Source organism: Denitraticella aggregata (genome assembly GCF_048158365.1).
Taxonomy (GTDB): domain Bacteria; phylum Pseudomonadota; class Gammaproteobacteria; order Burkholderiales; family Rhodocyclaceae; genus Azoarcus_F.
On the sequence record NZ_JBLLNL010000005.1, the window covers coordinates 169,272 to 182,403 of the forward strand.

At 65.1% G+C, this 13,132-nt stretch carries 16 protein-coding genes; 7 read left to right on the plus strand and 9 right to left on the minus strand.

Annotation, left to right across the window (positions count from 1 at the left end; genetic code table 11):
• Window positions 1-12 precede the first annotated feature (12 nt).
• From ACKVEX_RS08505 to ACKVEX_RS08515, 3 genes are all read left to right on the plus strand, one after another.
• Window positions 13-660 carry an alternative oxidase gene (locus ACKVEX_RS08505; protein WP_473215284.1) on the plus strand — a complete coding sequence of 216 codons (648 nt, stop codon included), beginning with the start codon at window positions 13-15 and terminating at the stop codon, window positions 658-660.
• 265 nt (window positions 661-925) lie between these two features.
• Window positions 926-1,081 (plus strand): DUF3096 domain-containing protein, encoded by a 156-nt coding sequence (locus ACKVEX_RS08510; protein ID WP_473215285.1) that lies wholly within the window; start codon window positions 926-928, stop codon window positions 1,079-1,081.
• 32 nt (window positions 1,082-1,113) lie between these two features.
• Complete coding sequence (locus tag ACKVEX_RS08515; RefSeq protein WP_473215286.1) at window positions 1,114-1,857, plus strand: alpha/beta fold hydrolase; 744 nt, start codon at window positions 1,114-1,116, stop codon at window positions 1,855-1,857.
• Window positions 1,858-1,881: 24 nt separating this feature from the next.
• Here the strand turns inward: ACKVEX_RS08515 and ACKVEX_RS08520 are convergent, their stop codons facing one another.
• The 3 genes from ACKVEX_RS08520 to ACKVEX_RS08530 all read right to left on the minus strand — a co-directional run bounded on the left by ACKVEX_RS08520 (window position 1,882) and on the right by ACKVEX_RS08530 (window position 2,767).
• Complete coding sequence (locus tag ACKVEX_RS08520; RefSeq protein WP_473215287.1) at window positions 1,882-2,196, minus strand: BON domain-containing protein; 315 nt, start codon at window positions 2,194-2,196, stop codon at window positions 1,882-1,884.
• Between the two features lie 142 nt (window positions 2,197-2,338).
• Window positions 2,339-2,515 carry a hypothetical protein gene (locus tag ACKVEX_RS08525; protein ID WP_473215288.1) on the minus strand — a complete coding sequence of 59 codons (177 nt, stop codon included), beginning with the start codon at window positions 2,513-2,515 and terminating at the stop codon, window positions 2,339-2,341.
• A 72-nt stretch (window positions 2,516-2,587) separates the two neighbouring features.
• The gene (locus ACKVEX_RS08530) at window positions 2,588-2,767 is read right to left on the minus strand and encodes a CsbD family protein (protein ID WP_473215289.1); all 180 of its coding nucleotides are present in this window, start codon (window positions 2,765-2,767) and stop codon (window positions 2,588-2,590) included.
• Window positions 2,768-3,099: 332 nt separating this feature from the next.
• On the opposite strand from ACKVEX_RS08530, the gene ACKVEX_RS08535 reads away from it, so the two are divergent.
• Window positions 3,100-3,648 carry a phasin family protein gene (locus ACKVEX_RS08535; protein ID WP_473215290.1) on the plus strand — a complete coding sequence of 183 codons (549 nt, stop codon included), beginning with the start codon at window positions 3,100-3,102 and terminating at the stop codon, window positions 3,646-3,648.
• An 82-nt stretch (window positions 3,649-3,730) separates the two neighbouring features.
• On the opposite strand, the gene ACKVEX_RS08540 is transcribed toward ACKVEX_RS08535, so the two are convergent.
• Genes ACKVEX_RS08540 through ACKVEX_RS08550 form a run of 3 tightly spaced genes read right to left on the minus strand, consistent with a single transcriptional unit; the run spans window position 3,731 to window position 4,906 of the window.
• Window positions 3,731-4,129: a hypothetical protein gene (locus ACKVEX_RS08540; protein ID WP_473215291.1), complete on the minus strand. Its 399-nt coding sequence runs from the start codon at window positions 4,127-4,129 to the stop codon at window positions 3,731-3,733.
• A complete protein-coding gene (locus ACKVEX_RS08545; RefSeq protein WP_473215292.1) occupies window positions 4,129-4,566 on the minus strand; it encodes a hypothetical protein in 438 nt (145 codons plus the stop codon). Before ACKVEX_RS08545 ends, ACKVEX_RS08540 begins: the two co-directional genes overlap by 1 nt.
• 13 nt (window positions 4,567-4,579) lie before the next feature.
• Window positions 4,580-4,906, minus strand: a complete 327-nt coding sequence (locus ACKVEX_RS08550; RefSeq protein WP_473215293.1) for a hypothetical protein — start codon at window positions 4,904-4,906, stop codon at window positions 4,580-4,582.
• A 335-nt stretch (window positions 4,907-5,241) separates the two neighbouring features.
• Between ACKVEX_RS08550 and ACKVEX_RS08555 the strand changes: the two genes are divergently transcribed.
• On the plus strand, window positions 5,242-7,422 hold the full coding sequence (locus ACKVEX_RS08555) for a phage holin family protein (RefSeq protein ID WP_473215294.1): 2,181 nt from the start codon (window positions 5,242-5,244) through the stop codon (window positions 7,420-7,422).
• Window positions 7,423-7,494: 72 nt separating this feature from the next.
• A complete protein-coding gene (locus ACKVEX_RS08560) occupies window positions 7,495-7,731 on the plus strand; it encodes a hypothetical protein (RefSeq protein WP_473215295.1) in 237 nt (78 codons plus the stop codon).
• A gap of 34 nt (window positions 7,732-7,765) precedes the next feature.
• Here the strand turns inward: ACKVEX_RS08560 and speB are convergent, their stop codons facing one another.
• The 3 genes from speB to ACKVEX_RS08575 form a co-directional block, all read right to left on the minus strand.
• Window positions 7,766-8,725 (minus strand): agmatinase, encoded by a 960-nt coding sequence (gene speB, locus ACKVEX_RS08565; RefSeq protein WP_473215296.1) that lies wholly within the window; start codon window positions 8,723-8,725, stop codon window positions 7,766-7,768.
• 152 nt (window positions 8,726-8,877) lie between these two features.
• A complete protein-coding gene (locus ACKVEX_RS08570) occupies window positions 8,878-10,560 on the minus strand; it encodes a flavin monoamine oxidase family protein (protein WP_473215297.1) in 1,683 nt (560 codons plus the stop codon).
• On the minus strand, window positions 10,557-11,363 hold the full coding sequence (locus ACKVEX_RS08575) for a carbon-nitrogen hydrolase family protein (protein WP_473215298.1): 807 nt from the start codon (window positions 11,361-11,363) through the stop codon (window positions 10,557-10,559). Before ACKVEX_RS08575 ends, ACKVEX_RS08570 begins: the two co-directional genes overlap by 4 nt.
• 227 nt (window positions 11,364-11,590) lie before the next feature.
• Between ACKVEX_RS08575 and ACKVEX_RS08580 the strand changes: the two genes are divergently transcribed.
• Entirely contained in the window at window positions 11,591-13,111 is a 1,521-nt protein-coding gene (locus tag ACKVEX_RS08580; RefSeq protein WP_473215299.1) for an AAA family ATPase, read from the plus strand.
• Window positions 13,112-13,132: the final 21 nt, after the last annotated feature.

Consider the following 13,132-nt stretch of genomic DNA (forward strand, 5'->3'; position numbering starts at 1 on the left):
AGGAGACGCACCATGACCCAGTTGACCCCGAATGACGACAGATCCGCCGAACTGCAGCGGACACACACGCCGCAAGACCTGTCCGACCGGATTGCGCGCGGTTTCACCAAGTTCATGCGCTTCTTCGCCGATACCTTCTTCCAGCGACGCTATGGACACCGCGCGGTGGTCCTCGAGACGGTCGCGGCCGTGCCCGGCATGGTGGGCTCGACCTTGCAGCATCTGAAGTCGCTGCGACAGCTGTCGGACGACCAGGGCTGGATTCGGGTGTTGATGGAGGAAGCGGAGAATGAACGGATGCACCTGCTGACCTTCATCGAGATCGCCAGGCCGAACCGGTTCGAGCGCTGGATCATCATCCTCGCACAAGGCGTGTTCTACAACGGCTTCTTCCTGCTGTATCTGATCTCGCCGCGCACGGCGCATCGCGTGGTCGGTTATTTCGAGGAGGAAGCGGTGATCAGTTACACCGAGTATCTCGCCGAGATCGAGGCCGGCCGGCATCCGAACGGGCCGGCGCCGCAGCGTGCCATCGCGTACTGGAATCTGCCGCAGGATGCGAAGTTGTCGGATGTGATCATCGCGGTACGCGCCGATGAGGCCGGACACCGCGACGTCAACCATGCGTTTGCCGACCAGCTCGCCGGGAGAAACGCATGAGCGCCGCCATTGGTGCTGCGTTTTGACAGTGTGACGCGATCAAGGTGCGCCGGGCGTGCATCGCGGTCCGAGCGGCGGCTCGCTTAGCGCGGGCTGAATTGATCGCGGGGCGGGCGCCTCGGTTTTCGCCGGATCCAGCCTGGCGGGATTCTTCCACCAGCGTCCACACCTACGTCAGCCATGGGGCGCGTACGCCAGCGTACAGAGCCGAGTTCGTACGTGGAGTAGCTTGAGCCTCGATCCAAACCAATCCAAAGGTGCAACTATGAACGTCAATCTCGCCCTTGCGCCGCTGGTGTCACTGATTGCCGGGATCCTGATCCTGATCATGCCGCGCCTGCTCAACTACATCGTCGCGTTCTATCTGATCATCATCGGTGTGATCGGGATCTTCGGCGCCGGCAATTTCAACTTCCGCTGAACGCGGTTAACCGGATTCCGAAGACGGGCAGCATGAAAACCGTCCGAGGGATCAAGGGATGGACGACTATGGACAAGATGAACATGCTGTTACTGCCTGGGCTGCTCAACGGGGCGAGCCTCTTCGAACACCAGGCGGACGTGCTTGCGGACGTCGTTGGCGTGTCGATCGCCGACCTGACCGGTTCGGATTCGATCGCCGGTCTCGCGAGGGACACGCTGATGCACGCGCCCGAAGGGCCATTGGTGCTCGTCGGGATGTCGATGGGGGGTTACGTCGCACTCGAGATCATGCGCCAGGCCCCGGAGCGCGTATCGGCGCTGGCGCTCCTGAGCACCAGCGCTCGGCCCGACACACGCGAAGCCACCGCGACCCGGAGGGAATTGATCGAACTCGGCGCGAGGGATTTTCCCGCGGTCATCGAAAAGCTGCTGGCACGCATGGCGCATCCCGAGCATGCGAACATGCCCGAGGTGAGGGGCGTGTTCCATTCGATGGCGACTGCACTGGGGTACGAGGTGTTCGTGCGTCAGCAACACGCCATCATCGGACGTGCGGATAGCCGACGGGCGCTGAAGAACATCGAGTGCCCGACGCTGGTAGTGTGCGGACGGGAGGATCTGGTCACGCCGCTGGATGATCACCGGGAACTGGCTGCCGGGATTGCCGGGGCGCAGCTCAGGGTCATCGAAGAATGCGGTCACCTGACGCCGCTGGAACAGCCGGAGCAGGTGACCGAAATGTTGCGCAAATGGCTGGGCGGGCTCGGCGCATGAAGCGCCGAGCCCCCGAGCACGGGCTTACTTGAGGTTCATGTTGTTCTTGACCGATTTCACGCCTTTGACGCCACGGGCCAGCTGCATGGCCTTGTTGATGTTGGCCTGTGAGCTGACGAAGCCGCTCAGCTGCACGACGCCGTCGAAGGTCTCGACCGTGATCTCGTTCATGCGCACGTCGGGATCGTCGAAGATCGCGGCCTTGACCTGCGTCGTGATCACGGTGTCGTCGATGTATTCGCCGGCGGTCTGCTGCTTGGCAGGTGCTGCGCAACCGACGACGGCCACCATGGCGAAGGCCAGCAGGATTGCAGTGACATAATTGCGAAGGTTCTTCATTTTTGGAGCTCCATACAAGATGAAAGGAGAAAGCGCCGGATGACCGCGCTTCCGGGACGATCGGGACAGGCTAGATGCCACCCGCGTCTGATATCAGCATTGCCGCTGCAGCCGACAGAGTCTGTGCGTTCTCGTACATAGATCAGGCCGACGGTGGATCGGGCAGGCTTCCGCCCTCGTCTTCCCATGCGACCAGCGATTCCTTCAGGCTTCTTGCCCGGGGATGGGGCGCGTAGGGCCCTGTGCGCATGAAGGGCTTGGAACGCGCCGGCTCCGCGTGTGGCGTCGAGGGCGCCGGCAGGCGTGTGTAAGTGCTCATGTGGTGCTCCTTGAAGCTCAGCCGGGAAAGACGGCCGGATCAAGATCGTTGCGATGCTGATCCGGCGATCGGCTAGTCGGTGGCTTTCTTGATGTCTTCCTTCAGGTCACCGTAGCCGGCCTGAACCTTGCCTGCGGTGCCCTGGACCTTGCCTTCCACTTCCAGCTCCTTGTTGCCGACGGTCTTGCCGGCAATCTCCTTGACTTTGCCTTTGACTTCTTCGGCGCGTCCTTCGACCTGGTCCTTGTTCATGGTGTCCTCCTGGTGGAAACGTTGATTGGCGACGACCCGACATGCCGCGAGCGGCATGCCTGTACATCGAAATCCACTCTAGACCGTGCGCGGCGAACAGTCCGTTCGCTGGAGCACATTGACAGCCTCCTGGACGGGTCGAACCGCGATGCGCGGCCGCTCCAGCCGCAGCGGGTCCGGATCGACGCGCGATCATGGTTTCCGCGAGCAGACATGCATTCATGTGCTTACAAGTGATCCTTTGACTCTGGCGATAGACGGCGGATACTGGGTCCATGCCTGCTGCGTCGCAGCAACTATCCGCCACGAGCGGACGAGCGTCTCCTTCTCGGATGGCACAAAACCATGAGGCGGATGCTTGGATATGTTTGACCATAGGGAAATCAATGATGAACACCAAGTCACAAAGCAGTAATGGCGCTGTTTTCGCAAGCGAATCGGTCGATGCCTTCCTGTCGATCGCGGGGATCTGTCTGGACAGTTCCGAACGGCTGGCCGAGCTCACGCTCGCCGCGAATCGTCAGGCGCTCGATGACTTCGTCGCTCAGAGCAGAAAGCACCCCGACACCGGCGCCGAGCTGATGTCCGGACAGTTCGACGCCACCCAGATGCAGCCGATGATCGAACGGGCGGTCACCTACTCGAGCAACGTCATGGAAGTTCTGATGCAGGCGCAAGTCAATGCCGGAAAGATTCTCGGCCAGCACCTGATCCCGCAGATCATCCGTTTCCCGACTTCGGGCGAATGGAGCGCTGCTGTCGATACCATGTCGGCAGGCGTCCGGGACTTCTCCGATCGCGGTGCAGCAGCGGTGGCTTCGGCACAATCGCAGGCGCGTAGCGTGACCGAGGCGGTGACGAAAGCGGCCAAGGCCGCCTGAGCACGCTTGAAGATGGATCCGGCCCTTGCGGGCCGGCATCAATGACAGGCGCCTCGAGCGACTGATGCAATCCGGACACCCCTCACGAAGGGGTGTTTTTTTTCGACTGGGGTTCTGTGGCCGATCGCTCGCGCCCGGTGGGCGGCGAGTCGGCTCTGAATCTCTGCCACAGGGTCATGACCGACCCGGTCAGCGACACCCACGACACGATCGTCGACAGCAACTGAACGCCGTCGGCGCGTGGCGGCGCTTCGGCGGGAGGCTGCGCGTGTTTCGACACTCTGGACGGGCCCATCGCGAAACCGACACCGGCTGCCAGCAACAGCGCGAGCGGCGAGGTCATGCGGTCGCGCAGCTGGGCTCTGAACAGGACCAGTCGCGCCTTCGACGACGCGCGGTGCCGAATCATGCGTTGTTCGACGATGCGAATCTGCTGATCGAGCGACGCACCGTCCGGCAGGCGGTTTTGATTTCTGGGCATCATGAATCTCGTGCAGGCTCGGTGCGTGCCGGTTCGCCGCCAGCGGGGTCTGGTTCGAACGCGCGCAGTGTCGCCGGAAAGAGCAGGACGTGGCTCTTGCGCCGCATCAGCAGCGCGAATCCGAGCGCGCCCAGCAGATTGATCGCCGCACCCAGCAGCAGCGCCGTGCTCGCACCCAGCCCGTAGTCGATCAACCACAACACCAGCGCACCGGCCACGACCAGCCAGGTGGCCGCGACCAGCATGCCGATCACGGTGCCGTAGATCGCAATCCAGACGAGGCTCAGCACCGCGCGCTGGGCTTCCAGTGCGGCAAGCTGCAGGTGGTCGTGTGCGCTGCCGCGCAGCTCCGCCCACAGCGCCCCGAGATTCTCGATCAAGCCCGGGACGGGTGCGGGCGCGCCTGCATCATCGGGCGGAGGACTCTGCGGGTCCATTGAACCGGGTCGCCTAGCGCTGCTTGAGCCACCAGTTCAGCATGTACCCCGCTGCAACCGCGATTCCCAGCGTGGCGATCGGATGATCGCGCAGCTGTGCGCGACAGCTCTCTGTGAGGCGCCCTTGCAGTGCCTGCAACTCGTCACCCTTGCCTTCGAGTGCCTGGGCGACGTGGGCGGCCGAGCCGGCGAGCGAGTCCACCGCATGGTGGGCACCCGATGCGAGCTCATCGACGGCCGGGCGGGTGACCGCCGAAGCCTTGTCGATCGCGTTGTGCGCGCTGGTGCTTGCGTGGTCCACCGTGCGTTCTACGGCGCTGGTCATTTCGTTTGTGCTCATGTTCGGTTCTCCATTGGACGCGATGCGTGTCGCGTCAGGCTCGATGTGGAATCGGAAGCGACGAAGGAAAGCCGCATCCGTGCTGGCCGATGCGCGCAGCACCGGAATCACGCGCCATGGTGCGCTCCCCGGGTAGACTCATCTGTACGTTGCCGCACATGAAGCACAGGTCGCGCGCCGTGCGGCAGGCTCGTTCAGGCGTGTCCGATTCCGGTCTGAGCACGCGATGCGGGACACCGCGTGCGCGCTGCTCGAAGTAGAATCGGAAATCGGAAATCGGAAATCATATTCACACAGGCCGTCATGGACGGCCGGTCCTGACAGGGAGATGACGGATGAGTGCACCGACTGGCACCGAAGCACCCCATAAATGGCGTTTTTTCCGCTCCGGCGGGTTCGATCAGGTACGCATCGACACGGTCGACGACCTGCGTCATCTGGGCGAGCTCGATCAGAAGCTGTGGTCGGTGCTGGCCTGCCCGACCTCCGGTCTGGAGTTCGATACCCGCACGCTGGAACTGCTCGACGCCGACGGTGACGGACGCATCCGTGCGCCCGAGATCATCGCCGCGGTGCGCTGGGTGTGCACGGTGCTGAAGGATCCCGGGGTGCTGTTCCAGGAATCGGAAGGCTTGCCGCTGGCTGCGATCGCGGACGACTGCCCCGAGGGTGCGAAGCTGCTTGCGAGCGCCAGTCGGATCCTCGCCTATGTAGACAAGCCGGATGCGGATGCGATCTCGGTGGCCGATGTCGGCGATACGACCCGCCTGTTCGCACCCGATCACTTCAACGGGGACGGGATCGTGACGGTGGAACTCGCGGGTGACGAGCGAATCGCGAAGGCGATCGGGCATATCATCGAGACGCTCGGATCCGAAACCGACCGCAGCGGCGAGCCGGGCATCGACCAGGCACGGCTGGACGCCTTTTTTGAGCAGGCGAAGGCGCTGGTGGAGTGGAATGCGAAGGCCGCGGCTGCGGCCGACCTGATCCTGCCGCTGGGCGATGCGACCGCCGTCGCGGCCGACGTGTTCGAGACGGTGCGCGAAAAGGTGGATGACTATTTCACCCGCTGTCGACTGGCGGCCTTCGATGAGCGTGCTGCGGCGGCGCTCAATCCGACGGATGAGGCCTATGCCGATCTGACCGAGCAGTCGCTGGATGCGGCCAGCGACGGCATCGCCGCGCTGCCGCTGGGACTGGTCGCCGCCGACCGTCCGCTGCCGCTGGTCGAAGGGGTGAACCCGGGCTGGACCGAACGGATCGGCCGCTTGCGCGACGACGTGATCGAGCCGGTTCTGGGCGAGCGCTCGGTGCTGTCGTTTGCCGAATGGCAGGATCTGTCGGCGCGTTTCGCAGCCTACCGGGCATGGAGCGCCGAGAAGCCGGCCTCGCCGGTGGCCGCGGTCGCGCTCGAGGATCTGCGTGTGATGCTCGAGGACGACACGCACGGCGCGCTGGCCGAACTGATCGCGCGCGACAAGGCGGCCGAAACCGCGGCCGAGCATGTCGAGGCGGTGGAGCGGCTGACCCGCTACCAGCGCGACCTGGTCACGCTGCTGCGCAATTTCGTGTCGCTGTCCGATTTCTACAGCGCGCGCAAGAAGGCGATCTTTCAGGCCGGCACGCTGTATCTCGACCAGCGCAGCTGCGACCTGTGCCTGCGCGTCGCCGACATGGACCGCCATGCTTCGCTCGCGCCGCTGTCGGGAACCTATCTGGTGTACTGCAACTGCACTCGGCAGGGTGAAACACCGATGACGATCGTCGCGGCGATGACCGGCGGTGATGCGGACGAGATGATGGTGCCCGGTCGCAACGGGGTGTTCTACGACCGTCAGGGCCGCGACTGGACCGCCAATGTGCTCCGGGTGGTCGAGAACCCAATCAGCGTAAGGCAGGCCTTCTGGTCGCCATACAAGCGCATCGGCCGCATGATCAACGAGCAGATCGAGAAGTTCGCCGCATCCAAGGACAAGGCGATCGAGGAGCGTTCGGCCGCAGGAATTGCCGAGACCGCGGAGAAGGCGGGTGCGGGTACGCCGCCGGCCGCGCCGCAGGCCTTCGACATCGCCAAGTTCGCCGGTATCTTTGCCGCGATCGGCCTGGCGCTGGGTGCGATTGGCACCGCGCTCGCGGCCATCGTCGCGGGTCTGCTGTCGCTGCCCGTGTGGCAGCTGCCGCTGGTGATCGCCGGCGTGATGCTGCTGATCTCCGGCCCGTCGATGCTGCTTGCGTGGCTCAAGCTGAGCCAGCGCAATCTCGGCCCCCTGCTCGATGCAAACGGCTGGGCGGTCAACACCCGCGCGCGGATCAACATCCCGTTCGGTGGCGCACTGACCGGCACTGCCAACCTGCCACCCGGATCGGTCCGCTCGCTGGACGACCCCTATGCCGAGAAGAAGACCCCGTGGAAGACCTATCTGGTGCTGATCCTGCTGGTCGGGATCGTCTTGTGGCTGTGGTGGGCGGATCTGCTGCCGATACCGTCGTTGCAGTCTTTGTCGGGAATGTGAGCTTGGCTGGATGCGCAGACAGGATCATTGCGGTACGAACCGCATTCGACGTCATATCAATGGACATGCCAGATGCCCAAGTGGACCCTCAAAGTCGCCTTCATCGTCTTTCACATCTTTCAGTACCTGGTGACCTGGAACGCGGGCCTGGCCGTTTCCAGCGTTGTCGCGGCCCTGCTGCTTGGGGCTCAGGTGCTGCCGCGCGAGCATTTCGAGAAGACCTTCCGCGCCAATCCGATGCGGGTCAGTCAGTTCGGCAGCCTGGTGTGGATGGCGGTGGCCTTTCTTGAGATGACGATTCGGGGCTGAACGCGGGCAAGTGCGCCTGATCGGCGCGCGGGTGTCAGGCCCCTGACCCGGGGTCGACTCCGGGCAGGACGCACAGCATCTCGAACAGCAGGTTCGCGGCAATGAGCGCGGTGTTGCCGGAAGGGTCGTAAGGCGGTGACACCTCGACCAGGTCCGCACCGACGATCGCGAGGCCGGCGCAGCCGCGGATGATCTCGAGCGCCTGTGGCGTGGTCAGGCCCGCGATCTCAGGGGTGCCGGTTCCGGGTGCAAAGGCCGGATCGAGGCCGTCGATGTCGAAGCTCAGGTAGACGGGGCCGCCCAGCAGCGCGGGCCGCAGCTCGGCCATCAAAGGTGCAAGCGAACGGTACCAGCACTGCTCGGCCGGCAAGATGCGCACGCCGCGCTCGCGCGCCCAGTCGAAGTCGCTGGTCGCATAACCACTGCCGCGCAGGCCGATCTGGACCATGCGGGCGGGGTCGATCAGGCCCTCCTCGATCGCCCGCCGGAAGGGTGTGCCATGCGTGACCGGCTCGCCGAACATGTGCTCGTTCATGTCGGCATGCGCGTCGACATGCACCACGCCGAGCGGCCCGTGAAGCCGTCGCATCGCCCGCAGGACCGGCAGACTCAGCGTGTGGTCGCCGCCGAGCGTGAGCGGGATGCAGCCGGTCGCGACAATCTCGTCATAGGCTGCCTCGATGATGCGCACGCTGTCGGCGAGGTTGAAGGTGTTGATCGCGACGTCGCCGATGTCGGCGACCTGCAGGGCGTCGAACGGCGCGGCGCCGGTGGCCATGTTGCACGGTCGCAGCAGTGCGGACTCGGCCCGGATCTGGCGCGGACCGTAGCGCGCGCCGCTGCGATTGGAGGTGCCGATGTCGAGCGGCACGCCGACGAAGCAGGCATCCAGGCCGGATGCGTCGTCCCGGATCGGCAGGCGCATCATGCTCGCATGGCCGGCGAAGCGCGGCATGCGATTGCCGCCCAGGGGCTGATTGTGGCTTGGCTCCATTTTGCGGATCTCCACTGGTGCTGCCGACGGCGCCCGAGGGCCGGGAATCGGGTCGGGACATCGGTGTAAAAGTGGACAGTCCCGGGCGCTGCGAATTCAGCGTGCTGCCCTGCCGGTACCGCCGCGGTGGGACCTGGCCGGGCGGTCCGCGCTCAGTCCGGCAGCGACAGCGGCGCGAGTGTGTCGAAGCGGTCGCCGGGGCCGGGATTGTCCGCGTGGGTCCGTCCACCCAGATGATGGACGATGCCCCATACCGCATTCAGCGCGGTGCTGACCGCCCCTTCCACCCAGCCCGGAATCCAGCCGACATCGTCGCCGGCGAGGAAGATGCCACGCTCGGCCGGCGGCAGGCGATCCTGCATGAAATGGCAGAACATGCGGTGGTTGTAGCGGTAATGGCCAGGTAAGGCGCCCTTGAAGGCACCCAGGAAATTGGGGTCGTCCTCCCACGACACGGTTATCGGATCGCCGACGATGTGCCGTGCCAGATCGACGTCCGGGTAGATCCTGGCGAGCGTCTCGAGCGCGAGGCCGACCCGCTGGTCGACGCCGAGCGGCAACATCTTGAGCGCGTCGCTCATCCATGAATAGGACAGGCAGATCACGCCCGGACGGTCGTCGCCGAGGTCGAACAGGTAGGTGCCGCGGGTCACGCGATCGGTCAGTGTCATGCTCATGCGGTCGCGCCCGGTCGCGGCGTCGTGTTCCTTCCAGAATGGACGGTCGACCATGACGAAGGTCTTGGCCGACTGCATGTAGCGGGTGCGATCGAGCGCCATCCACAGCTTCTGCGAGAACAGGCTTTCGTCGGTGCGGATGTGGGTGGTCAGCAGCCAGCTCTGGCACGTGACCAGCACCGCCTCATAGCGTCGGCGGTCGCCCCAGCGGTCGACCACGTCGATGCCGCGTCCGTCGGCGTGGCGTTCCAGGCGCGCCACGCCCGGCCGGGTCGCGCCGCCGTGCAGGCCTTCGAGCGAGGTGCCACCCGGCCAGTGCGCCAGTATGGGTGGGCGTTCGCGCCACAGGCGGCGTGGCACCTGCTCGACGCCGCCGACGATGAAGTGCTGGTCCTCCTCGCAGTTGGTGAACACCACCCGCAGGATCTCGAGCATCGAGTTCGGAAAATCGGTATCCCAGCCGCCGGTGCCGAAGCCGACCTGGCCGAAGACCTCGAGATGGCGGAAGGAATGCTTTCGGAATGCGGCGGAGGTCGCGAGGAAGTCGTAGAAGCTGCGGTTGTCCCACTGCGGGACCAGCGTGTTCCAGATCTGCTTCACCGTGGTGGCATCGCGATTGCGGATTGCGGTCTGCATCGCGCTGAACGAGGCTTCCTGCTCGAGCGCCTCGCGCCATGCCTGGCCGACTTCGTGCAGCAGTGCCGGCAGGTCGGCACCCGACTCGACGTAATGCGGCTGCCCTTCTAGGTCGATCACCGTGCTCGGGGTGTCCGGTGCGAGCGGATTCGGAAACGGGCAGGTGTCCAGGCCGAACCGATCGACGTAATGATAGAAGGCAGTGGAGGCGCGTGGAAAACGCATGCCGCCGAGTTCGGCGACGATATCCTCGGCGCATTTGAAGGGTTCCGACTGCAGCCGGCCGCCTATCCGGCGGGACTCGTAGATCACCGGCCTGAGGCCGAGTTTCATCAGTTCGAACGCGGCGGTCATGCCGGCCATGCCGGCGCCGATGATTGCGACCTCGGTGCCGTGCTGGTCTGCCGGCACGCTTCCGAGCCCGGCCGCATGGCCCAGCCAGTCGTCGTACGCGAACGGAAAGTCCGGCCCGAAGATCGTGACCGGACGTTCGTCGTCGGGGCCCGGCCGCGGCGGCGTCATCGGTCTGTGTTCGCGAGATCCGCGTATAGCTCGGGGCGGCGATCGCGCAGAAAGGTGTTCAGGCGGCGTGAGTCGGCAAGGCATTGCTTGTCCAGCGTGGCGACGATGAGGTCCTCGCCGTCGCCGGCACGCGCGAGGTCGCTGCCGTCCGGTGCGACGATGCTGCTCAGTCCGGTGTAGTCGAAGTCGCGTTCGCGGCCGCAGCGGTTGGCATACGCGACGAACACCTGGTTTTCGAATGCGCGGGCGGCGACCAGGGTCTGCGGCACGAACGCGTACGGGTGCATCTGCGCGGTCGGCACCGCGATCAGCTCCGCGCCAGCCAGTGCGAGCAGGCGCGCGTTTTCGGCAAACTCGAGGTCGTAGCAGATGAGCACGCCGACGCGCAGCCCATCGATGTCGACGATCGGCGAGTGGCTGTCGCCGGCACTGAAGCAGGAGCGATCGACCGTGCCGAACAAATGCGTCTTGCGGTAGTTCATGCATTGGTTGCCGCTTGAATCGACCAGACGTGCAGCGTTGAACACCTCGCCGCCCGCGCGCTCCGGGTATCCGTACAGAATCGCGACGCCGGTGTCACGGGCGATCGCGTCGATACGGTGTGTGGACGCGCCGTCAGCAGGCTCGGCGAGGCGATTCACGCTCTCGCGGCCGATGTGGTACCCGGTCAGGAACATCTCCGGCATGATCAGCAGCTGCACCGCCTGGGTCGCGGCATGCGCGGCGGCATCGGCGAGCAGATCGAGATTCGGCTCGACCCCGCCGGACCTTCCGGCGGTCTGACAGATCGCGATCTTCATCATGGCCCCCTCTACTGCGCTGGATCGATGCCAGTATTGCATTGAAAGCGCCGGCTCGAAAGGCTTGTGCCGCGAGATCCGGTGGCGGTCGGGTCCGATGAATTCGTCACCAGGCAATCTTCGAAGGAAGCGGGCGTTGCGGTTAGGATACGAACCTGACGGCAATGGTCACCGGGCGGCTCGGTCTGTCCGGGTGCTTCGATCAACGGCACTGTGAAGAGAACCTGCGAGTGAATGCATTCGAACCCGCGCCCACGCGCGCCAACCCCACGCTGGCTCGTATCCGCAAGGCGCTCAGCGCGGGCTATCCGCTGGTCTATGTGCGATGTCATGAGGAGGACCGACTCGAGCGCATGCTGAACGGGCTCGCCGACGCGCATTTCGGGTCGGTCCGGCCGGTGGTGAGCTGGTCGCTGACCGACGGGTTCGGTGATCGGGCGGCCGAAGCCCGTCCGGATCCGCTCGAGGCGCTGCGCCAGATCGCGCAGGGCGGGCAGGAGGCGTTCTATCTGTTGAAGGACTTTCCGCTGCTGCTGGCCGGCCGGCCGGAGCTGGTGCGCGGCCTGCGCGACCTCTATCGCTCGCTGCTCGGCAGCCGGCGCTGCGTGTTCCTGTCCTGCTCCGAGCTGTGCATTCCGGATGCGCTGTCGCGGCAGGTGTTCCTGGTCGAGCTCGGCGCACCGGACCAAGCGGAGATTCTGGCCGAGCTGAAGGATCTGGGCGCTGTTGGCGACGCCTGCAGTACGCTCACCGACGGCTGGTTCGCTCAGGTCGCGGCATCGATGAAGGGCATGATGCTCAACGAAGTCCGGCATCTGATGCGGCGGCTGGTGGCCGAACGCCGGCTCGACATCGATGTCGCGCTGACCGAGGTGCGCGAGGAAAAGGCTGCGGCGCTGATGCGCGAAGCCTGCCTGAAGTACATCGCGAGCACGGTGGACATCGATCAGGTCGGCGGGCTCGAGAATTTGAAGGACTGGGTGTTGAGCCGGCGCAGCTTCTTTACCGGGGAGGACGTGGCCGCCGGCGTGCCCTTGCCGTCGGGCGTGCTGTTCATGGGGGTCAGCGGCTGCGGCAAGAGCATGGCGGCCAAGGTCATCGCGAGCGCGTGGAAGCTGCCGCTGGTGCGCCTGGACATGAACCTGGTGCTGTCCGGCGCGTTCGGTTCACCGGAATACGCGTTCGACCATGCGCTACAGGTGGCCGAGCAGATCGCGCCGATGGTGCTGTGGATAGACGAGATGGAGAACAGCTTCGGTTACGACTCGGATCTGCGGGGCGGCAACAACCCGAACATCTTCTCGAGCTTCCTGACCTGGATGCAGGAGAAGCCGGCTGGCGTGTTCGTCGTCGCGACCGCGAACCGGATCGAGAAACTGCCGGCCGAGGTGATCCGCAAGGGCCGCTTCGACCAGCTGTTCTTCCTCGACCTGCCGACCGAGGCGGAGCGCACCCGCATCATCGACATCCATCTGCGCGCGGCGGGCGCCGATCCGGCCGCCTTCAACCTGAAAACGCTGTCGGTGGTGACCAGGAACTGGAGCGGGGCCGAGATCGAACAGGCGATCAAGGCCGCGGTCGTGCATGCGTGGCAGGAGCAGCGCGCGTTCAACGAGCGCGACGTGCTGTGGAGCACGTCCCGCATCGTGCCGCTGTCGCACACGATGGCCGAGCAGATCAAGGCCTTGCGCAACTGGTCGCAGGAGCGGGCGACACCGGCGTCGCGCAAGGCGGTCGCGGGCGCCGAATAGTGCGCTCGCCGAAGGCCGCGT

Bases quoted from the DNA above. Each gene is read 5' to 3' on its own strand.
- ACKVEX_RS08505 (WP_473215284.1), top strand. From the start codon at position 13: ATGACCCAGTTGACCCCGAATGACGACAGATCCGCCGAACTGCAGCGG.
- ACKVEX_RS08510 (WP_473215285.1), top strand. From the start codon at position 926: ATGAACGTCAATCTCGCCCTTGCGCCGCTGGTGTCACTGATTGCCGGG.
- ACKVEX_RS08515 (WP_473215286.1), top strand. From the start codon at position 1,114: ATGAAAACCGTCCGAGGGATCAAGGGATGGACGACTATGGACAAGATG.
- ACKVEX_RS08520 (WP_473215287.1), bottom strand. From the start codon at position 2,196: ATGAAGAACCTTCGCAATTATGTCACTGCAATCCTGCTGGCCTTCGCC.
- ACKVEX_RS08525 (WP_473215288.1), bottom strand. From the start codon at position 2,515: ATGAGCACTTACACACGCCTGCCGGCGCCCTCGACGCCACACGCGGAG.
- ACKVEX_RS08530 (WP_473215289.1), bottom strand. From the start codon at position 2,767: ATGAACAAGGACCAGGTCGAAGGACGCGCCGAAGAAGTCAAAGGCAAA.
- ACKVEX_RS08535 (WP_473215290.1), top strand. From the start codon at position 3,100: ATGGCACAAAACCATGAGGCGGATGCTTGGATATGTTTGACCATAGGG.
- ACKVEX_RS08540 (WP_473215291.1), bottom strand. From the start codon at position 4,129: ATGCCCAGAAATCAAAACCGCCTGCCGGACGGTGCGTCGCTCGATCAG.
- ACKVEX_RS08545 (WP_473215292.1), bottom strand. From the start codon at position 4,566: ATGGACCCGCAGAGTCCTCCGCCCGATGATGCAGGCGCGCCCGCACCC.
- ACKVEX_RS08550 (WP_473215293.1), bottom strand. From the start codon at position 4,906: ATGAGCACAAACGAAATGACCAGCGCCGTAGAACGCACGGTGGACCAC.
- ACKVEX_RS08555 (WP_473215294.1), top strand. From the start codon at position 5,242: ATGAGTGCACCGACTGGCACCGAAGCACCCCATAAATGGCGTTTTTTC.
- ACKVEX_RS08560 (WP_473215295.1), top strand. From the start codon at position 7,495: ATGCCCAAGTGGACCCTCAAAGTCGCCTTCATCGTCTTTCACATCTTT.
- speB (WP_473215296.1), bottom strand. From the start codon at position 8,725: ATGGAGCCAAGCCACAATCAGCCCCTGGGCGGCAATCGCATGCCGCGC.
- ACKVEX_RS08570 (WP_473215297.1), bottom strand. From the start codon at position 10,560: ATGACGCCGCCGCGGCCGGGCCCCGACGACGAACGTCCGGTCACGATC.
- ACKVEX_RS08575 (WP_473215298.1), bottom strand. From the start codon at position 11,363: ATGATGAAGATCGCGATCTGTCAGACCGCCGGAAGGTCCGGCGGGGTC.